Genomic DNA, 26,804 nt, shown 5'->3' on the forward strand with positions numbered 1-26,804 from the left:
TAAAAAGTCTCTTACTTGCTTAGTTTTCAATGATCTCAAACATTTTTAAAAGCTTCTACTCGAAGTCTCTTCAGGCCTTTTAAACAAGGTCTCTCTGTTTGTGGATGGGAATTATAGGGGATTTCGACTTTAATGTCAATAGTATTTGAGAGAAATTTTAAATTTCTTTTTGGTCTGTTTCATTTAGAATTAGTTTTGCTTATTTTAGCATAGCTTGTTCACTAATATATATTATAGTGTAAGCATTCTTCTTCTCTTATGTTGCCTTCCATTAACTTTTTATCTATAGAATTCACTAAATAAAAAAATATCTTATGGATAGATATTGAAAAAGGAAAAAACTATGGGACTATATGATCGTGATTATGCAAGAGGTAATACTTATGCTTCACATGTAGAGAGTCGCAGCGAAGCGCAGATAGTCTCTTTTGTAAAAGAGACATATAAGCTTTTCGCTGCATCAATGCTTGCAGGAGCTGCCGGTGCTTATGTTGGTGTGCCTTTGGCTGCCAGTATTTCAGGTTTGATCTGGCCCCTGTTCTTTTTGGAAATCGGTCTTTTAATCGGTTTGCAGTTTGTAAAAAACAAACCAGGTATAAACTTGCTGGTAATGTTTGCTTTTGTTTTTGTGACAGGACTGACAACAGCGCCGTTATTGGCTTATACACTTGGAATGAACGGCGGCGGTGCGATAGTAGGCAATGCTTTTGCAATGACAGCTGTAGTATTCGGTGCAATGAGCTTTTTTGCTATAAAAAGCACAAAGGATTTTACAGGATACGGAAAACCTTTAATGATTGCTCTTTTTGTAATCATCGGATTTTCAATAATAAACATATTTCTTGGAAATCCGATGTTCCAAATTATCATTGCCGGAGCAGTAGTCATACTTTTTAGCATCCTGGTAATTTATGATACGCAAAATATCATGAAAGGAGCGTATCAAACGCCTATTGACGGTGCCATTGCGCTTTATTTGGACTTTTTAAACATCTTTATAGCACTGCTGCAGCTTTTTGGTATCTTTGGAAATGAAGAGTAGTACTCTCTCACCCGAGCTTTTTCGGGTGATTGATGCCAACATAAACCGTCTCAAAGAAGGCATACGCGTTGTTGAAGATATACTTCGATATAAAGACAACAACAAAGAACTCTCCTCCAGACTCAAATCACTCCGACACAAAGCACAGATTCAAGAAACAAAAGAGCTTCTCAAGAACAGAGACAGTATAAATGATGTCTTGCGACCCTCTACAAAAAGTGAACAAAACCGTTCTACACTTGAAGATATCCTGACTGCCAATTTTAAACGCGCGCAGGAATCTGCCAGGGTTTTAGAGGAGTTGTATAAGCTAGACAACATAGACTACAGCGAAAACTTTAAAACTCTGCGTTATGAGCTGTATAATTTAGAAAAAGAAGTCATGCTCAATAGATAAAGGCGACTTCAAACTCCAAATAGCTCAAGGGATACTCCTGCATCAGTTTTTTCATCTCTTTGTAGCTTAAAACATTGCGGGAGGCACTCACTCCGCTCTTTTTTATATAACGAAACATATCTCTCACATTATCAAAGTCCAGCTTATACCGTACTACTTCAAAGTTCGCATTTAAATATTTTTTTTGCAGTTTTTCAAGTTTACATGTATCTATAAGCAGTGGTTCCAATCCTGCTGTTACATGTAATGTTTTAAATGTATTTGAGGTAAAAACTGCGAGCGCAACAGGGGTATGAAAAGCTTGCAACTGCTGGAATGTTTTTTCCATATCATCCGCCCATTGTAAAGCAGAAGAGGAAAGAATATAATCAAAACTGTATTCTCTCAGAAGATCAAAAAGATTTACATCATTAAAATTTCCGTAAATGCACTCTATCTTTTGAGACTTTGGATGCAACTCCAACATTCCCGGAGCAAAATCAACTGCCATCAGTTTATCATACTGCCAATTTATTTTTCTTGCCAAAGTACCGCTTCCGCAACCAAGGTCCAAAATATTTTTTGGCTGCGAGGTAATCAGAGAGAGAAGTTTATCGGCCACTTTTTGCTGAATAACATTATAAGAACCGTAATGCATTGCATACTTGGAAAATTCAGAACTTATTTTCATCTCTTCTCTATCATTTCTTGTTTATTATCAGTGAAACAATAAAAATAACTATGATTGAAAGCACTATAGTAGCCCCGGAAGGTAAAGAATAGTAGTAAGAAAGGCTCATGCCGAATACAACACTGAAAAGGGCAAAAAAGAGTGAAATAAGCATTGTGCTTCTAAAGCCCACTCGGTACTGCAAGGCAGCGACAGTCGGAATCACCATCAAAGCTCCGATAAGCAGACTCCCCACAACCCGAATCGAGAGTGCAATAATAACAGCCACTACGGTAACAAGTAAAAAGTTTAAAAACTTTACTTTGATACCGCTTGTTTGAGCTACTTCTTCGTCATAAGCAATAAAATAAAGTTCTTTTGAGAAAAGCAGCAAAAAGAGTAAAGAGAGACTCCCTACTGTGACTATTGTCATTACATCTTCATCTGTCACCGATAAAATAGAACCAAACAGATAAGAAAAAAGAGAATTGTTAAAAGCACCGCCCAAAGAGACAATAATCACAGCAATTGCCAGTGAACCTGAAAGGATTATAGCCAATATAGCATCGCTGTAGAGTGAAAATGCACTTCGCAGATATTCTATCAACCATGCAGAAGCAATCGCAACACCAACAGCAACCCACAAAGGATTATATCCTGCCACAAGTCCTACAGCAACTCCGACAAGCGCCGAATGTGCCAGAGTCTCACTCATAAGAGAGTAACGGCGAAGTACTACAAAATTTCCGCTTACAGAAGCCAGCACGGCTATAAAAAGTCCTGCAACAAAGGCTCTTTGCATAAAATCATATTCAAACATTTCAAACATAGGAATCCTTAATGCTCATGCTTGTGGTGATGAAGTGCATGAGCATCTATGCCATACAAATCACTTACTTCTTCACAAGAAAGCATCTTTTTTGGGTCATTACAAATTGTCGCTTTTTGATTTATTGTAAATAAACGTCCGATATCATCAGCTATAACACCGATATCATGCGTAATAAACAAAATGGTTATCTTTTCTTCTTTATTCAGCTTCGCCAGCAATGTGTAAAATCTTTGCTGAGACACCATATCTACACCGGTATTGGGTTCGTCAAGAATCAGAATTTTTGGGCAAGAGGCCAGAGCTCTTGCTATCATGACCCTTTGACGCTGACCGCCTGAGAGGGTACCAACCATTTTATCTCTTAAATTAAGAATATCCATTTTTATCATGGCATCTTCTACCATTTCTTTGTCTTCTTTACTTATACCGGCCAGTATTCCTCTTTTTGCTATACGCCCCATTTTTACAATATCTTCAACAGTCGCCGGAAAGTTTTCGTCTACGAGCGTTGCGCGCTGTGGCACATAGCCTATTTTGTACCACTCTTTAAACTCTTTTAACTTTTTGCCAAATATTCTGATTTCCCCGGATGTAGGCTGTTCCAATCCGAGAAGCATACGGATGAGCGTTGTTTTCCCGCCACCGTTTGGTCCGATAATGGCAATGTATTCTCCTTCAAAAATTTCAAATGAAATATCCTGAAGAATTTTCTGTCCGCGAACAATAAAGCTAAGCTTTTTTACATCAAAGATGGGAACTTTGAATTTCATCTGCACATAAGCGCCTTTGAGAGTTTTTTAAGATTTTTTTGCATAATTGCCTGGTATGTCATACCCGCCTTTGCCTCATCTGCTGTAATATTGCCCAAAGGCTGAAAAACATCAACAGTGATATTTGCATCCTTTGCTATTGTTTTGGTTACCTTGTCATTTACAAAATTTTCATAAAAAATTGTCTGTATGCCTTTTTTGCGAATATCCTGAAAAACTCTTTTCATTGCTTTGGCACTCGGTTCAGCTTCGGGAGAGAGTCCCGTCAATGATTCTACTCCAAATCCGTACCTGTCTGCAATATAGCCAAGAGCATTATGTGTAACAACAACACTTTTTTGTTTACAGTTTGCAAGTTTCTGTTTGTATTCCTGGTCAAGCGCATTGAGCATTTTTACATATCTGTCTCTGTTTTTAATGTAAAGTTCTTTATATTGAGGCTGCAGTGCAATAAGTTCATTTGTTATCACTTGTGCAGCTTTTTTCATATTGTCAAAATCAAGCCAGTAGTGAGGGTCTACTCCTTCATGATGGTGATGCCCGATATGTTCCTCTTCTTCGTTTTCATCCGTATCTGCAAGTTCTCGTAATTTTACATACTTACTGATATTTACAGCCTTTTGTTTAAATGCAAATCCGTGTACCCATGGTTCCAATCCTGCGCCGCTGTAAAAAACCAGGGCACTTTTTTCTATGTTGCCCATAAGCTTTGGAGTTGGTTCAAAACTGTGAGGGTCAACACCAAAAGGCAAAATATTAACGACATCAAGAGTATCGCCTGCAATATGCTTTGTAATGTCATAAAGAGCAAATGTGGTTACCCCGACTATCGGTTTTGTATTTGTTTGAGGTTTTTTTTCATTTTCTATAACAAGAAACAGGCTTGCCATAAACAGAATAAGAATCAATGCAATAATTTTTATATTTTTCACTGCCCACCCTTCGAAATAATTTTTATTTAATAATTGTAATTATACCCTCTTTTTTAGAGTTTGATAATATAAGGTTTTTTAGATATAATTCTCCACTTTATAATTTAGGAAAATATATGACAACCAGTCTTTTACTTATAATTCAAATCGTCTTAGTTATCATCTTGGTTATCGCTGTGCTCTTACAAAAAAGCTCAAGCATAGGCCTTGGTGCTTACAGTGGTTCAAATGAATCGGTTTTTGGTGCAAAAGGGCCAAGCAGTTTCTTGGCAAAAACGACATTTACCATCGGCTTTTTGTTCGTTGTCAATACGATCACACTGGGATACATGTATTCTCAGTCTGCACAGTCTTCTGTGATAGATGAAATGGTTCCGACAACAAATGTAGCTGCTCCTGCAGTGCCGACTGCTTCGACTGCAAAACCAGAAACACCAAAAAAATAATCTTTTTAAGGAGAAAAACAGAATGTTAAACGAAATATTTAATGAATGTGAAACGAAAATGCAAGGCAGCATTGAACATATGCAAAGAGATTTCAAAACACTCAGAACAGGGAAGGTCACAACTGCTGTACTTGATAATGTAAAAATTGACTATTACGGCACGCCTACTCCTCTTGATCAGGTGGGTTCTGTTTTGGCAACCGATGCGACAACTATTGTCATCAATCCCTGGGAAAAGAACCTTTTGTCTGATATCGAGTCTGCTATCAATGCGGCAAATATCGGCGTAAACCCTAATAATGACGGAGAGCAGATTAAACTTTTCTTTCCTGCCATGACAGTGGAACAGCGTCAGGAATCTGTAAAAAAAATGAAAACTATGGGTGAGAATGCCAAAGTATCCATTAGAAATGACAGACGCGACGCCAACGACAAAATCAAAAAACTTGAAAAAGAAAAAGAGATTACGCAGGATGAGTCTAAATCCGCTCAGGACAATATACAAAAAATAACAGACAAATATATCTCTAAAGTTGACAGCATCTTAAAAGACAAAGAAGCTGAAATTCTAAAGGTTTGATTCGTGGACATAAAGCAAATATATATGGATGCCGAAGCACTTTTGGAAGGGCATTTCAAATTGAGTTCAGGCAACCATTCACAGTTTTATCTTCAATCTGCAAAAGTTTTGGAAGATCCCAAAACAGCGAAACTTTTAGCAGAGGAACTTGCCAAGCAGATCAAGGCAAGCGGCCTTGAGATTGATACCGTCTGTGCTCCGGCGCTTGGCGGTTTGATTGCAGGTTTTGCGCTTGCTACGGCACTTGATGCAAGAAGTATATTTGCTGAGCGGGTTGACGGAAAGATGACTGTTCGCCGCGGTTTTGAAATCAAACCGGGTGAAAAGGTTTTGATGTGCGAAGATATCATTACAACCGGAGGAAGCGCTATGGAAGCTGCTGCAGTTGTCAAAGAACTGGGTGGTGAAATAGTCGGCATTGCCGCATTGGCGAACCGCGGATTTTGCCACAGAGAGGGCAGCAACATAGAGACAAAGCCAAACTGCAAACTTCCTCAGGATATTCCGTTTTTTGCACTTGCAGACTTCACCTTTGAAATGTATCCGCCTGAGACATGTCCGCTTTGCAAAGACGGCAGCCAGGCCATTAAGCCGGGCTCACGCGGAAACTAGTATACAACCGCTAGCGATATTTTAGCTGGCAGGTTAACATTCTCTCAACCAAAACACGTGCCACCTCTACTTTTCCGTCCACAATATTCGTTATAGCCAGGTCCGAAAGCTTCTCTTTTTCTTCCAGTGAGACCACTTTTACAATCAAATTTGCATTTCTTGAATGATTCAGCACTGCTTCGCAAATAAGGCGCTTCTTCGCAATATTGTCAAGTGTTACAATTATTGCAGCAGCTTTTTCAATATGGAGCGCTTGCAAAATAGCTGTTTTGGAAGCATCTCCGAGATAGGCTTCTCTTCCTTCTTCCAGTGCTTCCTGTACATGTTTGTTTGAATTGTCAATGATAACATAGGGAACATCAAGTTCTTCAAGATACTGTGTCACAAATTTACCGACCACGCTGTATCCGCACACAACCACATGATTTTCTCTGCCCTTAAGTGCAGACATATCTGTAACAATATCTTTTTCTTTTATCAGCCTGGTGGTTACAGCATTGATAAAGGGAACAAAAAACGGTGTCACTATCATGGAAAAAATCACTATCAGTACCAACAAAGAAGCCAACTGCTCATCAATAATATGCCCTGATGCCGCGAGTGCAAAAATTACAAATGAAAATTCGCCTACCTGAGAAAGGAAGAGTGCCGTTTTCAAGGAAACTGCACTGCTTGAGCTTAACCGCAAGACCAAAAACATAAGGAGCGATTTTATAATAAAAATCAGTAAAAACAGACCGATAATAAGTCCGATATTGTCAACGAACAAGAAGATGTCAATTTTCATACCCACAACAACAAAGAATGTTCCCAAAAGAATATCTTTAAACGGTGCGATATCTGATTCTACTTTATGATGGTATTTCGTTTCCGCGATAATCATACCGGCTACAAATGCGCCTAAAGAGTAGGTAAAACCCATATAGTAGGCAAAAAGAGAAGATGCCATGACGATAAAGAGTACAGAACCCATAAAGAGTTCGTCTACCTCTGACGAGGATGAAAAATGCAGCAGCCAGGCAACAACTCTCTTGCCGAATGTAAACATCACAGCGATAACAACAGAAACACTTAAAAGTGTATGCCATAAAATGACAAAGATCTCCTGATCTCCCTCTTTGGTTAAAAAGCTTATCAGAATTAAAATAGGAATCACTGCAATATCCTGAAAAATCAGAATTCCTGTTGCATTCTGCCCGTACGGAGTATAAATCTCTTTAGAACTTTTTAAATATGTCAGTACGATTGCTGTTGATGAAAGCGAAAACGCGAGTGCTATAATTATGGATGATTTTGGTCCCAGAGCAAAAATATAATGGGCTAGCAGATAGGTGACAACCGTAGTCAGTCCGACCTGTAAAAATCCGTTGGCAAAAATCTCTCTTTTCATCGAACCCATTTTTGCCAAAGATATTTCAAGCCCTATGGTAAACATCAAAAATACAATACCGAATTCCCCTGCCATCTCCAAAGCATGCGAATGACTGGCTTTATGCAGATCAAAACCATAGGCAATAAGTGTTCCGGTCAGAATATAGCCTATAATCTGCGATATGCCTATTTTTTTCAAAAAGATATTAATAACTATGGAAACCCCAAGAGCGATGATTATATAGACTAAAACATTTTGCATACAGTTACTTTCATAATTTAATAAGACATTATATACTATAATCGCGCTTATACTTAATATATATGGAGATTTTTTAATGACTAAATTCATTTTTGTTACCGGTGGAGTATTAAGCTCTCTTGGAAAAGGGATTACAGCTGCCAGTATAGGTACTTTACTCAAACATGCCGGTAAGAATATAGGCATGCTTAAAATTGATCCGTATATCAATGTTGACCCGGGTACGATGAGTCCGCTGGAGCATGGAGAAGTTTTTGTTACAAAAGACGGCGCAGAAACTGATCTTGATATTGGAAACTATGAACGTTTCCTGGACAAGTCTTTTTTAAAAACATCCAACTTTACAACAGGGCAGGTTTACTCAAGTGTAATTGAGCGTGAACGCGCAGGCGGGTATCTCGGACAGACCATTCAGGTTGTTCCGCATATTGTCGGTGAAATTGTCAAGCGTATAAAAGCAGCCGGGGAAGGGCATGATATTCTTGTAGTGGAACTTGGAGGAACGGTTGGTGATATTGAAGGGCTGCCATTTATGGAAGCGATTCGCCAAATGAAACATGATGATGAAGTTGCCGGTACATTTTTTGTCCATGTAACCCTTATTCCCTACATTAAAGCAGCCGGTGAGATGAAATCAAAGCCGACACAGCACTCGGTTCAGGAACTTCGCCGTATCGGTATCACACCGCAGATGATTATAGCAAGAAGCGAAAATGCTCTGCCCAAAACATTCAAGAAAAAGCTTGCAATGAGCTGTGATGTTGCACCGGACAGTGTTATAGAAGCACTTGATGCTGCAAGCATATATGATGTTCCTATGTCATTTTTAAGACAAAATATTTTAAAACCTATAGCAAAAGAACTTGATCTTGGCGAGATAGAACCTGATATGCAGGAGTGGGATACTCTTGTCAAAAAAATCGTACAGCCAAAAGGAAAAGTAGTTATAGGATTTGTCGGAAAATATCTTGCCCTCAAAGAGTCCTACAAATCACTAACAGAGGCTCTTATTCATGCCGGAGCTCATCTTGACAGCAGAGTTGAAATCTGCTGGGTTGATTCTGAAGAGATAGAAGAAAGAGATGCACAGACACTTCTGAGTGACTGTGACGGCATATTGGTAGCAGGCGGTTTTGGAAACCGGGGAATTGAAGGAAAAATACAGGCAATTGAGTATGCCCGTGTCAACAAGATACCTTATCTCGGCATCTGTCTGGGCATGCAGCTTACGCTTGTAGAATATGCAAGAAATGTGCTTGGACTGGAGGGTGCGAACTCCGTTGAATTTGATGAAAACACACCGCACCCTATGATTTATCTTATAGACAACTTTTTGGACCAAAGCGGCGGTATGCAGCTTCGGACACATCAGTCGCCGATGGGCGGGACCCTTCGTCTTGGAGAGTACCCGTGTGACACAAAAGAGGGTTCTTTGCTCCGTGAAGCCTATAACGGACAAAAAACAATTTATGAAAGACACCGTCACCGATATGAAGCAAATCCTGCCTACAGACAACAGCTTGAGGATGCCGGCATGATAGTCACAGGTGAGTCTGACGGGTTGATAGAAACAGTAGAGATTCAAGGCCATCCATGGTTTTTAGGGGTGCAGTTTCACCCTGAATTCACATCACGCCTCCAAACTCCAAATCCATCTATACTAGCATTTGTCAATGCCAGTTTAAATGCTGAGTAATATACCCCACTTAAACAAATCAGACCTTTTTGCTCTGCTTGCACAAAGGTTTGACAAGGAAGACAAAAAACTTTCCCAAATTCCAAATCCACAATTGCTTCATGATGCGGATAAAGCCGCAAAAAAAATTGCAGAAGCTATACGCGCTAACAAACGTATAACGTTAGTAGGTGATTATGATGTAGACGGTGTCAGCTCTACTGCTATAGTTGTTGATTTTTTCAAGCAGATTCCCTATCCTCTTGAAGCTATTATTCCCAATCGTTTTCATGATGGTTATGGGGTAAATCCTACTGTTTTGCAAAGAGTGGATACGGACTTGATTATAACTGTTGATAACGGAATATCTGCAATAGAAGCAGCCGATATATGCAAACAACGCAAAATAGACCTAATTATTACTGATCATCATACTCCAGGCGATGTTTTACCAGATGCCTATGCTATTGTTGATCCAAAGCTCTCTGCATGTAACTATCCTTTTAAAGAGATATGTGGCGCACAGGTTGCATGGCTTTTACTTGGACTTGTTAAAAAAGAGCTTGCACTCAGTATAGATATGAAGCAATTTTTAGATATTTTGGCGATTGCAATTATTGCGGACATTATGCCTCTTGTCAATATAAACAGAACACTTGTCAAAGAAGGGCTTAATCTCCTTATGCACTCCAACAGGCCTGCCAGTGTTATTATCAGGGACTTTTTAAACAAGTCAAACATCACAAGTGAAGATATCGCATTTAACATAGCACCGCGTATCAACTCTGCCGGACGCCTTGAAGATGCTTCTATTGCCCTTGATTTTTATACTGCATCCGATACACATACGGCTTATAAACAGTTTGAACTCTTGGGACAGCTCAATAATCTACGAAAAGAGACTGAAGCACAAACAACGCAAGAGGCACTGAACTCTGTCAATAAAAACGATAGAATTATTGTTGTGGCAGGTAAAAACTGGCATGAAGGTGTTGTAGGCATTGTAGCCGCCCGTTTGGTTGATAAGTTTGGATCTCCTGCGATAGTTTTGAGTATAAAAGATGAAGAAGCCAAAGGGAGTGCCAGAAGTATCGGTGAGGTCAATATATATGAACTCATAAAAGAAAATGAACATCTGTTAACTAAATTTGGCGGGCATAAAATGGCAGCAGGACTGGGTTTACATGTAAAGGATATAGCAGCCTTTAGAGAAGCTGTCAATAGAAGTGCACAAAGAATTCCTGATGATGATTTTATACCAAAAGAACAGATAAGCGGAATCTTGGCAAGCGAAGATATAGATACAGAACTGTTGGATTTGCTTGAACAGTTTGAACCCTATGGAGAAGCGAATCTCCGGCCGACTTTTCTTATAAAAGATGCAGAAGTTGTCAGTATAAAACTGATGGGTGCCGACAAATCACATTCGCGCATTGAAATCAGACAATACCCGCATCAAAGAGAGACTATAGAGCTTATTGCTTTTCGGCGTGTTTATGAAATGCCAGAGAATAAAAAGATTACATGCAGTTACTCCGTAACCAAAAATGAATTTAACGGCAGGGTCTCTGCCCAGCTTTTAGTGAATAAAATCTTTTAGAAGCCTTGCATGCCAAAGATTTATGAGTGTCTAAAAGTCCGCTCTCAAATCACTGTCTTACAGGCTTTGGACAATAACACCGTAGCACTCAGTACCAAACTCCATGGTATGCGAATTTTTGATGCTGATGATTGTCAAAATAAAAAAATCCTCTCCATCGCACAGTTAAATTATAAAACAACTGCCGTTGCTGTTCATCCAAGCGAAAATATTTGCGCCATAGCCAATGGTATCCAAATATATATAGTTTCTTTAACAAACAAAAGTCTTTTGCAAACTATTTATACCGACAATGGTACTGTTACCGCACTTCATTTTATACCGGATATGCCTTATATTGTCAGTGCTACGAACGAGGGTAGAGTTATGCTCTACCGGCATGATACTCAAAGAGAAATAGCCCGTCTTATCTCGTTTAAACACCAAAATATCAATGCTTTTGCTTTTCATAGAAACTATATGGCATGCAGCGGCTATGGAGGTTATGTCAGTATAATTCATCTGCAGTCACACCAGCAGATAAAAAAACTTTGTGTTTCCAAAGTAGCTATTGAGGCTTTATGCTTCATAAACGAGCAGACGCTTATGCTTGGCAGTCATGATGGCACACTCTATATACAAAAACTTCACAAAGATGAAGAAAACTTCTCTTTACATATGCCTTTTGGTGCAATAAAAAATATTATATATTTTCCCCGGACTGATTTTGCACTTATAAGCGGAAGATCAAAGAGTATTTCGCTTGTAAATATTAGAAGCAAAAAGCTTGTAAGCCCAAAATATCTCAGCTTCGGGCATGAAGTCGATACTATGATTTTGACGCATAAGAAAAAGCTTGTTGTTGCTCTAAAAAACCAACAACTCTACACTATTACATTTGCCGATGCTGATGATCTGAAAATGTGTATACTTCGCAAAGATATTGTCAAAGCTTTTGACATAATTGATGCAGATCCGCGACTTCAAGGTACAAAAGAGCATAAAAAAGTTGAAACCCTTTATCAAAAACTTTATGCAAAAGCTTTTGTTCATCTTATAAACTCCAATAAAAATGAACTAAAAAAAATTCTCAATATCCTACAGCAGATAAACAGTAAAACAGATGATATTAAGCTTTTGTTCAAAGCGCATAAAAATTATGCAGCCTTTCAACACTTTTACAGAGACAAAAAATATGCTCTTGCCTACAAACTCAGTGAAAAGTTTGCACCCTTGCAACATACCTCTGTCTATAAAAAAATGGAAGCTGATTTTAAAAAATCATATATTTTTGCCCAAAAACAGATCCTCATTGGCAATTTAGACAGAGCAAAAGAACTTTTGCTTCCATACATAACAATTTTGCCAAAACGCCCGCTTATAAACCTTTTGCTCAGACAAAATGAAGAATTTTTAGTATTTTTAAAAGCACTGCAATATAAAGAATACAGGACAATTGACAGACTTATATCAAAATATGAGGTTTTTAAGGATATTCCCGGATATTATGAACTGCAAAAATCACAAGAAATGCTTTTGCAAAATATAAAAAATACAATTGACAGCGCCAATGTTGAAAAAGCACTACAGCAAATAAAATCTGCACAGCTCTTTACATGTAACAGGAATATACTGCAAGAGTTATATGAATATGCGCAATCTGTACAAAAATTTCTCTCATACTATACAAATAATGATTTTAAAAAATGCTATGAACTTATAGACAGCGATACAAGACTGCAAAATCTTGAAATTACAAAACTTCTTGAAAAACACTGGCAGAAGCTTATGAATGAGTGTGAAAAACATGCGCTTAACGGTGATATACAACACATAAAAAAGACACTGGGGGAACTGATATATACACCTTCAAGAAGACAAAGAACAGGGAATCTTCTTCGACTCAGTTTCTACACACAGATAAAACAACTCATCAATACAAATAGATTCAACAGTGCCGAAAATATCATTTATTCCTATATTGATATTTTCGGTATAGACAAAGAGATTAGAATTATCATGAACGGCTATGAAACATATAGCACCAAAAAACTTGCCATTACTCACGAACAGGGGGAAAAACGTTCACGGGACAGCTGGTTTGATTCACAAATATTATGAATTCATAAGAGCAGTTAACACCTCGACAGTCTCACTAAACGGTATCTGTATTGTCGAATCTTGCGTTATGAATTTTTCCATATCCTCTTTTTTATCAATAGCCTCGTCAAGTTCAGCATCACTGCCTTTTGTATAGGCACCTATTCTTATGAGCGTTTCATTCTCTTTGAGCAATGTATACAGTCGCCTAAATTTCATCACTGCCTTGAGATGCTCCGGTGTAATGATATCACTCATAACCCTTGAAGCCGAATTTAAAATATGCACAGGCGGATAGATGCCAAAATCTGTCATTTCCCGTGAGAGTACAATATGTCCGTCTAAAATGGAACGGGACTGATCAGCGATAGGATCACCCATATCATCCCCCTCTATCAAAACAGTAAAAAAGGCCGTAATGCTTCCTTTGCCTTCTTCTTTTCCGGCACGTTCCATTAACTGGGGCAAAAGAGTGAGAGAGGAGGGAGGGTAGCCTTTTGAAGTCGGCGGTTCTCCAAGTGCCAGTCCTATTTCACGCTGTGCCATAGCAAAACGTGTGACAGAATCCATAATAAAGAGCACATCTCTGCCCTGATCCTTAAAATGTTCGGCAACACTCATTGCTGCAAAAGCACCGTATTTTCGCATCAAAGGAGAATCATCTGATGTTGCCACGACTATAACAGTATTTGTCAAATCACCACCGAGATTTTTTTCTATAAACTCAGGAACTTCACGACCGCGTTCACCGATGAGCGCTACGACCTTGATAGGGGCATCTGCTCCGCGGACAATCATACCCATCAAGGTTGATTTTCCGACACCGCTTCCTGCAAATATTCCGAGTTTCTGTCCTTTTCCGCAGGTAAGCAGTCCGTCAATTGATTTGACCCCCACAGAAAAAACTTCATCTATCATGCCTCTTTTCATTGCCGCTATTGGTGCTTTTATGATAGGAGTAAGCTTTCCCTCTTTTATACTGCCTTTGCCGTCAACAGGGCGCATAAACGGATCTACTACACGTCCCAAAAGAGCAGGGCCTACAGGAATATTCAACCCTGTGGAATCTAAAAATACTTTATCTCCCGAACGAAATCCCTCTACAAATGAAAAAGGTGTAATGAAAAAGAGATCTGCATCAATCTCCGTTACCATCCCAACAGTCTCCTGTCCTGTAGTATCTGAGACAATCTTTACCATATCGCTGATGCTTACATGTAAACCTTTTGCCGTGATAATCGTTGCGTTTATTTTCACAACCTCGCCAAAAGAGACCGAATAGTTTTTATTTGCAAGTTTCTCTTTCAGTGATGATAATGGCATATTTTAGTATCTGTTTCCCGTAGGAGAATTAATGAGAGAAAAGAATTCACTGCGTGTTTTTTCATCTTTTTTGAAAAGTCCGCGAAGCGCTGATGATGTTGTCGTTGAGTTTATCTTTTCAACACCGCGCATCTCCATACACATATGACGCGCCTGAATGACAACACCAACACCCTTTGGCGCAATCGTATCCATAATGGCATCAGCAATCTGTTCCGTCAGCTGTTCTTGAATCTGCATACGGCGGGCAAACACATTGACAACTCGGGGAATTTTTGAAAGTCCGACCACTTTTCCGTCTGGAATATAGGCTACATGTACCCGACCGATAATAGGCAGAAGATGATGTTCACATGTAGAATAGAACTCTATGTCTTTTACCAAAACCATTTCATCATTGGAGGTCGTAAAAAGCGCTTTTTTTAAAATTTCCGCAGGATCTTCTTTGTATCCGCCGTAAATAAACTCATAGGCTTTTCGCACGCGTGCAGGTGTATCCAACAGCCCTTCACGACTTGGATCTTCTCCGACATGATGCATCATTATTTTGACTGCATTTTCAAATTCACTGTTTTTATTCTCTGACAAAGTTATGCCTTTTAAAGTTTTTAGTATGATAGAGTAGCAAGAATTTGCTGAAAAGATGATGTAATAAAAATACCTCAAGACTAAACTTGAGGTATTTTTTTAGTGAATAAAGATATTTGGAACAATCAGCGGGTATTTTTTCATTTTTCTGAAAATATGTTTTCTGATAACCTGACGCAAATCACCTTCTAAAGTTTTAGGATTACCAATAAGTCCGGGCTTCATGTTCAACAGGAAGTTTTCCAGTATTTCTTCTATCTCTTTTGCAAAAGCCCTGTCTCTTTTGTCAGCGACCAGACCAAATGATGTCACTTTTGGTTTATCCATCATTTTTCCGGTTTGTTCACTCACCTGAGCCACTATCATAACAACACCGTCTGTCGCAAGTTTTTGGCGATCCATAACTATGTCATCTTCGATTTCATAATTGTTTTGATTATCAATATATGTCTTGCCGGTTTTTACAGTTTTGACTTTTCTCATATATTTTGGTGCAATCTCTATCTGTTCTCCATCTGTCATAAGTAAAATATTTCTCTCAGGAACACCACACAGCATTGCAGTCTCTTTATGTTTCATTACATGATTGTATTCACCGTGAATCGGTAAAAAGAACTTAGGATTAACGAGACGAAGCATCAATTTTTGCTCTTCTAAAGATGCATGTCCTGAAACATGTAAATCTTTGTCATAGGCAATTTTAGCTCCACATTTTTGCAGGTGATTAAGCATTTGGGAAATAGAACCCTCATTACCAGGAATAGCACGGGAAGAGAGAACAATCAAATCAGTCGGTTTAATTTTAATATGTCTGTGCTCACCTATTGACATTCTAAACAGTGCCGAATTGCCTTCACCCTGAGAACCTGTTGTCACGATTAAAACATCTTTATCACTCATGTGTGCCACTTCATCCGGTTCCACAAAGATATTTTTTGGTAATTTAATATAGTCATATTGCATAGCCACTTCAAGATTACGCTCCATAGAACGTCCGATAACACAAATTTTACGACCATATTTCACAGCATACTGAATTGCCTGATAAACACGATGAATATTTGAGCTGAACGTTGAAAGAACCACTCTTCCCTCTGCCTTGCTGAATACACGGTCAAGTGCCGGTGCAACGCTTAACTCAGACGGTGTAGGATTAGGATTATGTGAATTTGTCGAATCACTCATTAAACACAACACCCCTTTTTCGCCATAATGTGCCAAACGGTGTAAGTCTGCGGGATACCCGTCTATCGGTGTATAGTCAATCTTGAAATCACCTGTATGTATCACAGTTCCGGCTGCTGTTGTAATCGCCACAGAAGAAGAGTCTAAAATAGAGTGGGTCATATGCATCCACTCAACTTCAAAATCATTTCCTATTTTATAGACTTTTCTTTTTTCAATAGGATTAAAATATTTTCTAGCCTCTTTTAAATGATGCTCATCAAATTTGTTTCCAATCATTGCCAAAGGCAACGGTGTTCCGTATATAGGAAACTGCAATTCTCTAAAAAGATACGGTACTGCACCGATATGATCTTCATGCGCATGCGTAATGATAATACCGACAATTTTATGCTTGATTTCATGCAGATAGGTAAAATCGGGAATCAGTATATCAACCCCGTGCATCTCTTCATCCGGAAAACTCATCCCTACATCGACAAGAATCGCTTCATTGTCAGTTTCAAATACAGCAATATTTCCGCCGATTTCTCCAAGCCCTCCAAGTGGTGTGACACGGACTCTCGCTTTTGATTCCAAATCAAGTTTATAGTGAGGATTCAGTCTTTGCTTGTGTGCTTCCTGATTTTTTACAACAAATGCTTTAAGCTTGTCATCAATAGGAGAAGCTCCTCTTTTGTGACGGCCGCGACTTTTGTTTTTATTGTTGTTTGTTCTTGGTTTTGCATTTGCATTTTTTTCACCGTTTGGCTTCTTCTGATTGCCGTTTGGTCTACGATTGTTATTTGGTTTGCGGTTGTTATTTGGTTTGCGTTGTTCCTGAGGTTTGCTTTGTGCTGCCTCTTGTGTCTCTTCTGCCATCCAAACTCCTTGTTAATTTATAGAGTTGGTGATAGTCGTTAGTGCTTACCTGATGAGGCCGAACCGTTAATGCAAGTTCCAGTTTTTCCAGAACTTCCTGAAGTTTTTTCCTGTCATATTTTGAAGATAGATTTTTCACCAAAGTTTTTCGAGGCTGCGAAAATGCAACTCTAAGCATATCCTCGAACTCTTTGTCATTTCTATCAGCATTTTTCTCTATCAGAAAAACAGCAGAATCCACTTTGGGCTGAGGATCAAATGCAGTCGGGGGAACTTTCACAACAATCTGTGCTGTTCCTATACTTTGGGCTATTACGCTCAAAGAACCAAAAACTTTTTCACCTGCAGTTGCACAAAACTTTTCTGCTACTTCAAGTTGAACCATTACAAGTATATTTTTACACATAGGATCTGCGAGTGCTTTCAATAGTATGTTCGTAGCAATATAATAGGGCAAATTTGCCACCAAATCATAAGGCTCACGCACAAGTTCACTCTGCCAAGCATTTAAAACATCTCCACAGTTTATATGGAGTCGCTTGGTAGCAATCTCTTCTTTAAATGTACTTTGTAACAGTTTACATAAATCGGTATCTACCTCAAAAGCTTCTACACTTTTGACATCAACTAAAAATTTAGTTAAATCACCTAAGCCAGGCCCAATTTCTACGATTTTATTCTCGTTTTTGGGCATCGCTTCGACGATTTGTCTTAAAACTGACTGGTCTTTCAGAAAGTTTTGTCCAAACTTCTTCTTTGCTACAATACTTTCTCTATTCATAGCACTATGATATCTTTTTTTTACTTACAAAAAGGTAACAGACTGAAAAAATCAATTTTTTTCTCTTTTTTTATACTAAAGCATTGATTTTTTCTTCTGAAACGGCCACTAGTCGTCTTTGCAGTCTTGCTATTTCTGCCAAAAGTTCTTCGGCTATTTGTTCCATTGCAAGATACTTTTCGTTTACAAGCTTCAACTCCGACTCAGTCAATACCTTTTGCTTTGGTTTAAATATTCTTGATAAAAATCCGCCTTTTTTTTCTTCAGCAAAATACAAGTCGAAAATTTCACGATATCTTTCATGAAGTTTGTCATGAAGCTCTTCAATATTGCTCATACACTCCAGCGGATTGTTTGAGAGTATCTTCAACTTCTGTCCATCGGTATAAAACCATTGACCAAATTTTGTTTCTCTGGATGAAGTTGGTAAAATTCTATCTTCCGGATCTATCCCGTCTATTAAAGATTTTGCTGTTTCTACAAACCTTGTCAATTCTACTTCTGCATTTTCTAAACTTTTTAATGTTTCATCCTTCTTCATCTACATTCCTATCCAAATATAATGAACGATTATAGTCCTAACTATATTAAAGCAATATAAAACTTTTGTTTCACGTGAAACAAAATCAATCATTAAGCCTAAAAGTGTATAATTGCGCTATGAATTATTTTGCAAAGAGAATCATCCCATGCCTGGATGTAAAAGACGGACGTGTTGTCAAAGGCGTCAATTTTGTAGGACTCAAAGATGCCGGTGACCCTGTTGAAGTAGCCCGCAGATACAATGAAGAGGGTGCAGATGAAATTACATTTTTGGATATTACAGCTTCTTCTGACAACAGAGACACAATAGTAGATATAGTTGCCCAGGTAGCACGAGAAATTTTTATACCGCTAACTGTAGGCGGAGGCATTCGCAAACTAGATGATATATACAAACTTTTAAATGTCGGCTGTGATAAAGTCAGCGTTAATTCCGCAGCCATAAAAAGACCCCAACTCATAGACGAAGGTGCCAAACGCTTTGGATCACAGTGTATTGTCACAGCAATTGATGTGAAAAAAACAGGTGACAAATACAATGTTTACCTAAACGGCGGACGCGTAGATACAGGTATAGACGCCGTAGAGTGGGCAAAAGAGGTTGTAGACAGAGGAAGCGGAGAAATTCTTTTGACATCTATGGATGCGGATGGAACCAAAGCAGGTTTTGAGCTCAATATAACAGAACAGATAAGCCGTGCAGTACATGTACCGGTCATAGCCAGTGGCGGTGCAGGTACAATGCAACATATAAAAGAAGCATTTGAACACGGAGCAGATGCTGCATTGGCTGCTTCCATATTTCACTACAAAGAGATAGATATAATGGATCTAAAACATTATTTACATGAACAAAATATTCCGGTAAGGCTATAACAATGATTATATGTGCAGGAAACAATGAAACATTTTCTTTTGCAACTCCAATGGGAGTAGGGCTCATTGAAACAGCTATGAATCTTACACGGCTTTGTCTATTTGACAAACCGGAATTTTTACTCTTTGTAGGAACTGCAGGAAGCTATGGAGAAAAAAAAATATTTGATATCATAGAATCAAAAACCGCTGCAAATATAGAACTGGCATTTTTAAGTAATGATGCCTATACACCGCTTGATAATGTTGTCACAACAAACACTACCAATAAAAAAGACATTGTTGTCAACTCATCAAATTATATATCTACAAACGAAACATTGACAAAAAACTTTTTAAAATTTGGCGTCGGCATAGAAAATATGGAATTTTTTTCAGTGTTGCGCATTGCCCAGGAGTTTAATATTCCTGCCGGCGGTGTGTTTTGTATAACAAACTATACTAACAAACAGGCTCATGAAGATTTTCTCAAGAATCAATCCAAAGCAAAAGAACTCCTTGAAGAGCATGTAAAAAAGCGTATAGCAGAGCTAACAGCAAAATGAAACCTTCTTTATATGACTTCACACAAAAAGAACTGACACAGTTAGTCAAACCATCTTTTCGTGCCAAACAGATTTATGGTTGGCTGTATCATCAGTATGCACAGGATTTTGATGCAATGAAAAACATCCCAAAAGCATTAAAAGAAGAACTGAGCGAAAAATATACCATCAATCCCATGGAAATCGTACGAAAAGAAGAGTCAAGCGACGGTACAATAAAATATCTTTTGCAGCTACAGGACGGCAAGACCGTTGAAGCAGTCTGGCTTAAAATGAAAGATGAGCAAGTTGATGAAAATGGTGAAATAACACAAGAGGCAAAATATACAGTCTGTGTTTCCACACAGGTTGGCTGCAAAGTCGGCTGTAGTTTTTGTTTGACGGCCAAAGGCGGTTTTACCCGTGATTTGACTGCCGGAGAAATTGTTGCACAGGTAGTAACACTCAAACGTGACAACAAACACAAACATAACAGAAAGATAAATATAGTGTACATGGGAATGGGGGAACCTCTCGACAATCTTGAAAATCTTGCACAGGCTATAGAAATTTTTAAAGAAGAAGAGGGACTTGCCATTTCTGCAAAAAGACAAACAGTAAGCACAAGTGGTCTCAGTAACAAAATAGACAAACTCGGTCAAATGGATCTGGGTGTGCATATAGCCATATCACTCCATGCGGTTGATGATGAACTGCGCACAGAGCTTATTCCGATGAATAAAGCACATAACATCAACTCAATTATAGAAGCGGTAAAACGTTTTCCAATTGATACACGCAAGCGTGTTATGTTTGAATACCTTGTCATTAAAAATAAAAATGATGATTTGGGTTCTGCAAAAAAACTTGTAAAACTCCTTAGCGGAATTAAAGCAAAAGTAAACCTTATCTATTTTAATCCCTATCCTGGTACACCTTACGAACGTCCATCACGCGAAGATATGATCAAATTTCAGGAATACCTTATAAACCACGGTTTACTCTCTACCATACGCGATTCTAAAGGAATAGATATCAGTGCCGCTTGTGGACAGTTAAAAGAAAAAAATCAAGATGAGATAAACAGTTAGATAACAAATCTAAGAGTATAATTATAATAAAAATCAAGGATAGTTATGAGTAGTGTTGATATCAGTGAAGTAGTTTTGTTAGTGATAGTTTTTGCCATTGGCGTTGGCGGTTTTATATGGGCAGCAACAAAAGAAGAGAAAGAGTAAAGTTTTAATTAAAGTTATATAAAGCTGGATCAAAATAAAGCAGACGACCAACACACCAGGGAGGTCGTCTATGAGTGTAATAATACCCTACTAATCTTAAAAATAAATTTCATCTTAAAATAAATTTTAATCATAATAAAATCTGTCAATTTTCTCTAAATGTGTAGTATTCACACATTGTTCTAAAGTGTGAATATCACATAATTTCATGGATAAAAAATTTGTAAATTTTCTTATTTTTTAAGAAATATTTTATGTAAATTTTACCTTAAAATAGTTTACAAATCTTCCAAAAGCCCTATTTACAGGGCTATAAAGAGATTTAAAAAAATTATTCACATAAATAAAAATTATTTTTATCTTCTTAAAAAAAAGTTATTCACATTACATGCAATAAACATGTTTTTAAAAAGTCTACCTTGCTTTTTATAGTATAAGAATCCCCATATAAATCAAATGCCAATTCACTTGCATGTAACAATAAACGTTGGGCTCCGCTGTTTTTTATTCTTTGTTCAGCAGATAGTTCTCTCTCTAAAAATTTAACGATATTCTCTTCGCTCTGTCCATAAATCGGATCACCGACTATCGGATGTTTCACGTGAAACAAATGCACTCTGATTTGATGCTGTCTTCCTGTATACGGCACACATTCCACAAGTGTCATATTTAGTTTTTCAAAATATTCCAATGGTCTAAAAAAAGTTTTTGAAGCTTTCCCTTTTGTATCAACTTTTACTACCATACGAACAATAGCACTTTCATCTTCTGCTCTTAACAGCGGCTCCACCACAGTAAGCTCTTTTTTAAAATCTCCGTGTACAAATGCCAAATATTTTTTTTGCATATCTCTTTGCTCAAACATCATTTTAATATCACGTTCACTCTGCTTGTTCTTTGCACACAAGACCAGACCACTTGTCTCCTGATCGATTCTGTGTGTAATATTGGCATCTCTGCCGTATTGGTATTTTAATTCATCTATAAGAGAGTAGGGCGTGTATCTGTTTTGAGGATGAATAAGCACACCACTCGGCTTGTCAAAAACAACAAACTCTTCTTCTTCGTATGTAGGTTCCAGACCTTTTGTAATAGGTTCAAAGTAGATAAATTCAAATTCACCTTCAATTTCACCTGCAGTCCTCGTCATCGGTTCTCCGTTAACAAAAAGCCTTCCCTTGGCAATAAGACGCTGTGCTTCTTTTTGGGTATACCCAAGTTCTTGAATTAAATATAAAAATGCTTTTTGTTTTTTTGGTGCAAACATTCTCTTTCTTACGAATGGCAAATTTCAATCCTCTTTAATGAATATTTGAGTAAAATAAACTACTTTAATCTATGCGAATTCTAGCATAAAAACAATCATAAGGAACCTATATAATGGTAGATAGATATTCACGGGAAGAGATGGCATCAAAATGGACATACCAGGCAAAATACCAGGCGTGGCTTGATGTTGAAATTGCTGTAGTAAAAGCTTGGGCAAAACTGGGAAAAATCCCTCAGGAAGATGCGGACAAAATTGTTAAGAACGCAAAGTTTGACATTAAACGCATAGATGAAATAGAAGCGGTAACACGCCATGACCTGATTGCCTTTACAACTTCGGTATCAGAATCTCTCGGTGAAGAGAGCAGATGGTTTCATTATGGTATGACATCTTCAGATACTATTGATACAGCCGTTGCGCTTCAGATGAAAGATTCCCTTTCGCTTATAATAGAAGATGTAAAGATGATTATGGAGTCTATTAAAAAACGTGCCATGGAACACAAAATGACTTTAATGGTCGGACGTTCTCACGGAATTCACGGAGAACCTATAACATTTGGTCTCGTGTTAGCTGTCTGGTATGATGAAATGGCTCGTCATCTCGAAAACCTTGAACAGACTATGGATGTTATAGCAGTCGGACAGGTAAGTGGAGCAATGGGAAATTTTGCGCATGCTCCTTTGGAACTTGAAGAGTATACCTGTGAAGAGCTTGGTTTAAAGCCGGCACCTGTTTCAAACCAGGTTATTCAGCGTGACCGTTATGCGAGACTGGCAACAGCTTTGGCATTAATGGCAAGTTCCATAGAAAAATTTGCCGTACAGGTTCGTCACTGGCAAAGAACGGAAGTATATGAGTGCGAAGAGTATTTTGCAAAAGGCCAAAAAGGCTCATCCGCAATGCCTCATAAACGCAATCCTATCCTCACAGAAAACATAACAGGTTTGGCTCGCATGATACGTGCCTATGCAAACCCTGCTATGGAAAATGTAGCTCTTTGGCATGAACGTGACATCTCCCACTCATCCACAGAACGTTTTTGGCTCCCTGATGCATTTATTACAAGTGATTTTATGCTGCACCGCATGAATAACGTTATTGCAAACCTGACTGTATATCCTGAAAACATGATGAGAAATCTCAACCTGACAGGCGGACTTGTATTTTCTCAACGTGTTTTACTTGAACTTCCGCTGCAGGGTGTGAGTCGTGAAGATGCCTACAGAATCGTACAGAGAAATGCCATGAAAGTCTGGGAAGAGATTCAACAGGGCAAACCTACTGTTAATGAAAAAGGAGAGAGCCTCTATCTTAATCATCTGCTTGCAGACGAAGAGTTGAGAAATTCACTCAGTGAAGAAGTTATCAGAGAATGTTTTAATTACGACTACTATACAAAAAATGTAGATAAAATATTTGCAAGAGTTTTCAAATAAACAACTTCAGCATAGCAATTACAGCTATGCTGAATATAACTTTTTCTTCTATCTCCTTAGATATAACAAATATATAAAACTTGTAAAAATTTTACTGCTTTAATATTTTTAAGAGAGAGTTTTCGCTAGAATACTAACTATGCTAATTAACAATATCTTATAGTTTTTTATATGATTATTGCATACATAATTATATAAAAAATTCTTAATCAGGGAATAAATTTATGATAACAGTTATAAAACGAAACGGACGAACAGAACCTCTTGACATATCCAAAATCCAAAAATATACTTCTGCTGCTGTAAAAGGTTTGGCCAATGTCAGCCAAAGTGAACTGGAAGTTGATGCCCAAATTCACTTTCGTGACGGTATAACATCAAAAGAGATACAAGAAACTTTAATTAAAACCGCGGTAGATAAAATAGATATTGATGCACCCAACTGGACATTTGTGGCTTCACGTCTGTTTCTTTTTAATCTTTACCATCAGGTAAACGGTTTTACCGGTTATTGCAAATTGGAAAAGTATTTTGAAAAAGGAGAAAAAGAGGGACGAATTCTTCTGGGCCTAAAAGAGATGTATGATCTTGACGAACTGGAAAAACATATTAAACCGGAAAGAGATCTGCAGTTTAATTATCTGGGCATTAAAACACTCTATGACAGATATCTGATTAAAGACAGAGATGCAAACCCGATAGAGCTTCCGCAACATATGTTTATGGCCATCGCAATGTTTTTGGCACAGCGTGAGGAAAACCGTCAAGAGTGGGCCATCAAATTTTATAACATGATTAGTAAATTCGAAGTTATGTTAGCCACTCCCACACTCTCCAATGCAAGAACACCAAGACACCAGTTAAGTTCATGTTATATAGGCTCGACTCCTGATAATATCGAAGGTATATTTGACACATACAAAGAGATGGCAATGCTTTCAAAATTTGGCGGAGGAATCGGGTGGGACTGGACCCAGGTTCGTTCAATGGGTTCTTTTATAGACGGCCACAAAAATGCAGCAGGTGGTACTATCCCCTTTTTAAAGATAACAAATGATATTGCCATCGCCGTAGACCAACTCGGTACAAGAAAAGGTGCTATTGCTGTTTATCTTGAACCATGGCATATAGATATCAACGACTTTTTAGACCTGAAGAAAAACTCTGGTGAAGAGCGTCGTCGCGCTCACGATTTGTTTCCGTCTCTATGGCTAAACGATATGTTTATGAAACGTGTGGAAGAAGATGCAATCTGGACACTTTTCGACCCATATGATACCAGAGAACTCACGAATGTCTACGGCGAAGAATTTAATAAACTTTATCTCAAATTTGAACAGGATGAGAGTATCATCAAAGAAAAAGTAAAGGCAAAAGATTTATGGAAAAAGATTTTGACTTCTTATTTTGAGACAGGTTCACCGTTTCTTTGTTTTAAAGACAATGCTAACCGTGCAAATCCGAATGATCATTACGGAATTATCAGAAGTTCCAATCTCTGTACAGAAATTTTTCAAAACACTCAGCCTAACCATTATAAAATAAAATTTATTTTTGAAAACGGTGACAGCATCAGTTATGAAGAAGAGGAGTTGGTAACTGTAGACAGTGGTATAACAAAACCCGCCAAAAAAGTCACTGCTTTGGATTCATTGGGAGGACTTCCTATTTTTGCTGTGGAAAAAGAAAAAATTGACGGCGCTACGGCTGTTTGTAACCTTGCTTCTATAAATCTCTCACGCATAAATACAAAAGAAGATATAGACAGAATTGTCCCCACAGCTATCAGATGTTTGGACAATGTTATAGATTTGAATTTTTATCCGGTTGAAAAAGTAAAACGGACTAACATGCGAAGCCGCTCTATCGGTTTGGGTGTTATGGGCGAAGCACAGATGCTTGCAGAAGCCGGAATTATGTGGGGAAGTCAGGAACATTTTGACAAAATAGACGAAATTATGGAAGCTGTTTGTTATAATGCAGTTTCCGCCTCTTCTGATCTGGCTGTTGAAAAAGGAAGCTATCCCGAATTTGAAGGAAGCAAGTGGAGCAGAGGAATAATGCCTCAAGACCATGCAAATGCCGAGGTGGTAAACCTGGTTGACCGTGGCGGACTCTTTGCTTCAAAATACGAATGGGATGAACTCCGGGCCAAAGTAAAAAAACAGGGAATGCGAAACGGTTATCTGATGGCTGTAGCCCCTACATCATCCATATCTATTTTAACAGGTACTACACAGGCTATTGAGCCTGTCTTTAAACGCAAATGGTCAGAAGAAAATCTCAGCGGACTGATTCCTGTTGTTGTTCCTAATCTTTCACCTGAGACATGGAGTTATTATACTCCGGCATATGATTTAAACCAGACCGTTCTTATAAAAGCAGCCGCTATCAGACAAAAATGGATAGATCAGGGGCAGTCTCTCAACATTTTTATAACACTTGACAAAGCAAGCGGACGCTATCTTAATGAAATTTATATGCTGGCATGGAAACTGGGACTCAAATCTACCTATTATCTGCGTTCACAGTCACCGGAAATGGCAAGCGATGTCGAAGACAGAAGTATGGAGTGTGTCGGTTGCCAATAGACCTTGAGCGGTTTGACAGCTTTAAAAATGCCGACTTGCGTTCCCTCGAAGTCATTTCACCCACTCATCTGAAATTAGTTCTTGCAGTTCAAGATGCCGCACGTGATTATGACTGGATAACCCTAACACTTGATTTTACAGAGGTAACAGATGCAAGACTGCTTGAACAAAGCAAGTTACAGTTTATAAATATGAGTGACGGAGCAAGTCTTTTACATGTAAACAAAGAATTTGCATTTGGCATAGGAGAGTGCTATAATATCCAAGCAATTAAAAACTCGACGCTCTATATCATTTCTAAGGATCTGAAATATAAAGAGGGACAATTTTAAAGGATG

General features: G+C 38.2%; 25 protein-coding genes. 14 read left to right on the forward strand and 11 right to left on the reverse strand.

The window, feature by feature from the left end; translation table 11 throughout:
* Positions 1-343: 343 nt before the first annotated feature.
* Both MNY28_RS04570 and MNY28_RS04575 read left to right on the forward strand, forming a co-directional pair.
* Complete coding sequence (locus MNY28_RS04570) at positions 344-1,042, forward strand: Bax inhibitor-1/YccA family protein (protein ID WP_346389041.1); 699 nt, start codon at positions 344-346, stop codon at positions 1,040-1,042.
* Positions 1,032-1,439: a thiamine-phosphate pyrophosphorylase gene (locus MNY28_RS04575; RefSeq protein WP_188110004.1), complete on the forward strand. Its 408-nt coding sequence runs from the start codon at positions 1,032-1,034 to the stop codon at positions 1,437-1,439. Before MNY28_RS04570 ends, MNY28_RS04575 begins: the two co-directional genes overlap by 11 nt.
* Here the strand turns inward: MNY28_RS04575 and MNY28_RS04580 are convergent.
* From MNY28_RS04580 to MNY28_RS04595, 4 genes are read right to left on the reverse strand one after another with little or no spacing between them, the layout of a single operon-like run.
* On the reverse strand, positions 1,429-2,109 hold the full coding sequence (locus MNY28_RS04580; protein WP_346389042.1) for a methyltransferase domain-containing protein: 681 nt from the start codon (positions 2,107-2,109) through the stop codon (positions 1,429-1,431). The genes MNY28_RS04575 and MNY28_RS04580 overlap by 11 nt on opposite strands.
* A 10-nt stretch (positions 2,110-2,119) precedes the next feature.
* Positions 2,120-2,917, reverse strand: coding sequence for a metal ABC transporter permease (locus MNY28_RS04585; RefSeq protein WP_151899268.1), 798 nt, complete (start codon positions 2,915-2,917; stop codon positions 2,120-2,122).
* 8 nt (positions 2,918-2,925) lie between these two features.
* Positions 2,926-3,690: a metal ABC transporter ATP-binding protein gene (locus tag MNY28_RS04590; protein WP_346389043.1), complete on the reverse strand. Its 765-nt coding sequence runs from the start codon at positions 3,688-3,690 to the stop codon at positions 2,926-2,928.
* A complete protein-coding gene (locus MNY28_RS04595; RefSeq protein WP_346389044.1) occupies positions 3,687-4,622 on the reverse strand; it encodes a metal ABC transporter substrate-binding protein in 936 nt (311 codons plus the stop codon). The genes MNY28_RS04590 and MNY28_RS04595 overlap by 4 nt, the downstream gene beginning before the upstream one ends.
* Positions 4,623-4,738: 116 nt before the next feature.
* Between MNY28_RS04595 and secG the strand changes: the two genes are divergently transcribed.
* The 3 genes from secG to pyrE are packed head-to-tail and all read left to right on the forward strand — an operon-like array spanning position 4,739 to position 6,260.
* Positions 4,739-5,068, forward strand: coding sequence for a preprotein translocase subunit SecG (gene secG / locus MNY28_RS04600; RefSeq protein WP_151899265.1), 330 nt, complete (start codon positions 4,739-4,741; stop codon positions 5,066-5,068).
* 22 nt (positions 5,069-5,090) lie between these two features.
* Positions 5,091-5,648 (forward strand): ribosome recycling factor, encoded by a 558-nt coding sequence (gene frr, locus MNY28_RS04605; protein WP_188110003.1) that lies wholly within the window; start codon positions 5,091-5,093, stop codon positions 5,646-5,648.
* Positions 5,649-5,651: 3 nt separating this feature from the next.
* On the forward strand, positions 5,652-6,260 hold the full coding sequence (pyrE, locus tag MNY28_RS04610) for an orotate phosphoribosyltransferase (protein ID WP_188110002.1): 609 nt from the start codon (positions 5,652-5,654) through the stop codon (positions 6,258-6,260).
* A 10-nt stretch (positions 6,261-6,270) separates the two neighbouring features.
* Here pyrE and MNY28_RS04615 read toward each other — a convergent pair whose 3' ends face one another.
* Positions 6,271-7,893 carry a cation:proton antiporter gene (locus tag MNY28_RS04615; protein ID WP_151899264.1) on the reverse strand — a complete coding sequence of 541 codons (1,623 nt, stop codon included), beginning with the start codon at positions 7,891-7,893 and terminating at the stop codon, positions 6,271-6,273.
* Between the two features lie 76 nt (positions 7,894-7,969).
* On the opposite strand from MNY28_RS04615, the gene MNY28_RS04620 reads away from it, so the two are divergent.
* Genes MNY28_RS04620 through MNY28_RS04630 form a run of 3 tightly spaced genes read left to right on the forward strand, consistent with a single transcriptional unit; the run spans position 7,970 to position 13,268 of the window.
* Positions 7,970-9,589 carry a CTP synthase gene (locus tag MNY28_RS04620; RefSeq protein ID WP_151899263.1) on the forward strand — a complete coding sequence of 540 codons (1,620 nt, stop codon included), beginning with the start codon at positions 7,970-7,972 and terminating at the stop codon, positions 9,587-9,589.
* Entirely contained in the window at positions 9,579-11,168 is a 1,590-nt protein-coding gene (gene recJ / locus MNY28_RS04625; RefSeq protein ID WP_346389045.1) for a single-stranded-DNA-specific exonuclease RecJ, read from the forward strand. The genes MNY28_RS04620 and recJ overlap by 11 nt, the downstream gene beginning before the upstream one ends.
* A gap of 9 nt (positions 11,169-11,177) precedes the next feature.
* Positions 11,178-13,268: a hypothetical protein gene (locus MNY28_RS04630; protein WP_346389046.1), complete on the forward strand. Its 2,091-nt coding sequence runs from the start codon at positions 11,178-11,180 to the stop codon at positions 13,266-13,268.
* On the opposite strand, the gene fliI is transcribed toward MNY28_RS04630, so the two are convergent.
* The 5 genes from fliI to MNY28_RS04655 all read right to left on the reverse strand — a co-directional run bounded on the left by fliI (position 13,263) and on the right by MNY28_RS04655 (position 18,526).
* On the reverse strand, positions 13,263-14,570 hold the full coding sequence (gene fliI, locus MNY28_RS04635; protein ID WP_346389047.1) for a flagellar protein export ATPase FliI: 1,308 nt from the start codon (positions 14,568-14,570) through the stop codon (positions 13,263-13,265). The two genes, MNY28_RS04630 and fliI, sit on opposite strands and share 6 nt — an antisense overlap.
* 3 nt (positions 14,571-14,573) lie before the next feature.
* A complete protein-coding gene (gene folE, locus MNY28_RS04640; protein ID WP_346389048.1) occupies positions 14,574-15,158 on the reverse strand; it encodes a GTP cyclohydrolase I FolE in 585 nt (194 codons plus the stop codon).
* Positions 15,159-15,257: 99 nt separating this feature from the next.
* Positions 15,258-17,204: a ribonuclease J gene (locus MNY28_RS04645; RefSeq protein WP_151899258.1), complete on the reverse strand. Its 1,947-nt coding sequence runs from the start codon at positions 17,202-17,204 to the stop codon at positions 15,258-15,260.
* Positions 17,143-17,985, reverse strand: a complete 843-nt coding sequence (rsmA, locus tag MNY28_RS04650; RefSeq protein ID WP_151899257.1) for a 16S rRNA (adenine(1518)-N(6)/adenine(1519)-N(6))-dimethyltransferase RsmA — start codon at positions 17,983-17,985, stop codon at positions 17,143-17,145. Before rsmA ends, MNY28_RS04645 begins: the two co-directional genes overlap by 62 nt.
* A gap of 70 nt (positions 17,986-18,055) precedes the next feature.
* The gene (locus MNY28_RS04655) at positions 18,056-18,526 is read right to left on the reverse strand and encodes a CZB domain-containing protein (protein WP_346389049.1); all 471 of its coding nucleotides are present in this window, start codon (positions 18,524-18,526) and stop codon (positions 18,056-18,058) included.
* 119 nt (positions 18,527-18,645) lie between these two features.
* On the opposite strand from MNY28_RS04655, the gene hisF reads away from it, so the two are divergent.
* From hisF to rlmN, 3 genes are read left to right on the forward strand one after another with little or no spacing between them, the layout of a single operon-like run.
* Complete coding sequence (hisF, locus tag MNY28_RS04660) at positions 18,646-19,404, forward strand: imidazole glycerol phosphate synthase subunit HisF (protein WP_346389050.1); 759 nt, start codon at positions 18,646-18,648, stop codon at positions 19,402-19,404.
* A gap of 2 nt (positions 19,405-19,406) precedes the next feature.
* Positions 19,407-19,949, forward strand: coding sequence for a purine-nucleoside phosphorylase (locus MNY28_RS04665; RefSeq protein WP_346389051.1), 543 nt, complete (start codon positions 19,407-19,409; stop codon positions 19,947-19,949).
* Complete coding sequence (gene rlmN / locus MNY28_RS04670) at positions 19,946-21,019, forward strand: 23S rRNA (adenine(2503)-C(2))-methyltransferase RlmN (protein ID WP_151899253.1); 1,074 nt, start codon at positions 19,946-19,948, stop codon at positions 21,017-21,019. The genes MNY28_RS04665 and rlmN overlap by 4 nt, the downstream gene beginning before the upstream one ends.
* Before the next feature lie 526 nt (positions 21,020-21,545).
* Here the strand turns inward: rlmN and MNY28_RS04675 are convergent.
* Positions 21,546-22,454: an RluA family pseudouridine synthase gene (locus MNY28_RS04675; protein ID WP_346389052.1), complete on the reverse strand. Its 909-nt coding sequence runs from the start codon at positions 22,452-22,454 to the stop codon at positions 21,546-21,548.
* Positions 22,455-22,546: 92 nt separating this feature from the next.
* Here MNY28_RS04675 and purB point away from each other — a divergent pair, with 92 nt between their 5' ends.
* The 3 genes from purB to MNY28_RS04690 all read left to right on the forward strand — a co-directional run bounded on the left by purB (position 22,547) and on the right by MNY28_RS04690 (position 26,798).
* The gene (gene purB, locus MNY28_RS04680; RefSeq protein WP_346389053.1) at positions 22,547-23,875 is read left to right on the forward strand and encodes an adenylosuccinate lyase; all 1,329 of its coding nucleotides are present in this window, start codon (positions 22,547-22,549) and stop codon (positions 23,873-23,875) included.
* 224 nt (positions 23,876-24,099) lie between these two features.
* Positions 24,100-26,466: a ribonucleoside-diphosphate reductase subunit alpha gene (locus MNY28_RS04685; protein ID WP_151899250.1), complete on the forward strand. Its 2,367-nt coding sequence runs from the start codon at positions 24,100-24,102 to the stop codon at positions 26,464-26,466.
* Positions 26,448-26,798, forward strand: coding sequence for a hypothetical protein (locus MNY28_RS04690; protein ID WP_346389054.1), 351 nt, complete (start codon positions 26,448-26,450; stop codon positions 26,796-26,798). The genes MNY28_RS04685 and MNY28_RS04690 overlap by 19 nt, the downstream gene beginning before the upstream one ends.
* Positions 26,799-26,804 lie beyond the last annotated feature (6 nt).

Source organism: Sulfurimonas sp. NWX367 (genome assembly GCF_039667065.1).
GTDB classification, from domain to species: Bacteria; Campylobacterota; Campylobacteria; order Campylobacterales; family Sulfurimonadaceae; genus Sulfurimonas; species Sulfurimonas hydrogeniphila.

Coding starts and splice junctions, on each gene's coding strand:
- MNY28_RS04590 (WP_346389043.1), bottom strand. CDS start 3,690: ATGAAATTCAAAGTTCCCATCTTTGATGTAAAAAAGCTTAGCTTTATT.
- MNY28_RS04585 (WP_151899268.1), bottom strand. CDS start 2,917: ATGTTTGAAATGTTTGAATATGATTTTATGCAAAGAGCCTTTGTTGCA.
- rsmA (WP_151899257.1), bottom strand. CDS start 17,985: ATGAATAGAGAAAGTATTGTAGCAAAGAAGAAGTTTGGACAAAACTTT.
- MNY28_RS04615 (WP_151899264.1), bottom strand. CDS start 7,893: ATGCAAAATGTTTTAGTCTATATAATCATCGCTCTTGGGGTTTCCATA.
- recJ (WP_346389045.1), top strand. CDS start 9,579: ATGCTGAGTAATATACCCCACTTAAACAAATCAGACCTTTTTGCTCTG.
- purB (WP_346389053.1), top strand. CDS start 22,547: ATGGTAGATAGATATTCACGGGAAGAGATGGCATCAAAATGGACATAC.
- MNY28_RS04575 (WP_188110004.1), top strand. CDS start 1,032: ATGAAGAGTAGTACTCTCTCACCCGAGCTTTTTCGGGTGATTGATGCC.
- fliI (WP_346389047.1), bottom strand. CDS start 14,570: ATGCCATTATCATCACTGAAAGAGAAACTTGCAAATAAAAACTATTCG.
- MNY28_RS04570 (WP_346389041.1), top strand. CDS start 344: ATGGGACTATATGATCGTGATTATGCAAGAGGTAATACTTATGCTTCA.
- secG (WP_151899265.1), top strand. CDS start 4,739: ATGACAACCAGTCTTTTACTTATAATTCAAATCGTCTTAGTTATCATC.
- MNY28_RS04620 (WP_151899263.1), top strand. CDS start 7,970: ATGACTAAATTCATTTTTGTTACCGGTGGAGTATTAAGCTCTCTTGGA.
- MNY28_RS04645 (WP_151899258.1), bottom strand. CDS start 17,204: ATGGCAGAAGAGACACAAGAGGCAGCACAAAGCAAACCTCAGGAACAA.
- MNY28_RS04655 (WP_346389049.1), bottom strand. CDS start 18,526: ATGAAGAAGGATGAAACATTAAAAAGTTTAGAAAATGCAGAAGTAGAA.
- MNY28_RS04630 (WP_346389046.1), top strand. CDS start 11,178: ATGCCAAAGATTTATGAGTGTCTAAAAGTCCGCTCTCAAATCACTGTC.
- hisF (WP_346389050.1), top strand. CDS start 18,646: ATGAATTATTTTGCAAAGAGAATCATCCCATGCCTGGATGTAAAAGAC.
- MNY28_RS04580 (WP_346389042.1), bottom strand. CDS start 2,109: ATGAAAATAAGTTCTGAATTTTCCAAGTATGCAATGCATTACGGTTCT.
- MNY28_RS04665 (WP_346389051.1), top strand. CDS start 19,407: ATGATTATATGTGCAGGAAACAATGAAACATTTTCTTTTGCAACTCCA.
- frr (WP_188110003.1), top strand. CDS start 5,091: ATGTTAAACGAAATATTTAATGAATGTGAAACGAAAATGCAAGGCAGC.
- rlmN (WP_151899253.1), top strand. CDS start 19,946: ATGAAACCTTCTTTATATGACTTCACACAAAAAGAACTGACACAGTTA.
- MNY28_RS04685 (WP_151899250.1), top strand. CDS start 24,100: ATGATAACAGTTATAAAACGAAACGGACGAACAGAACCTCTTGACATA.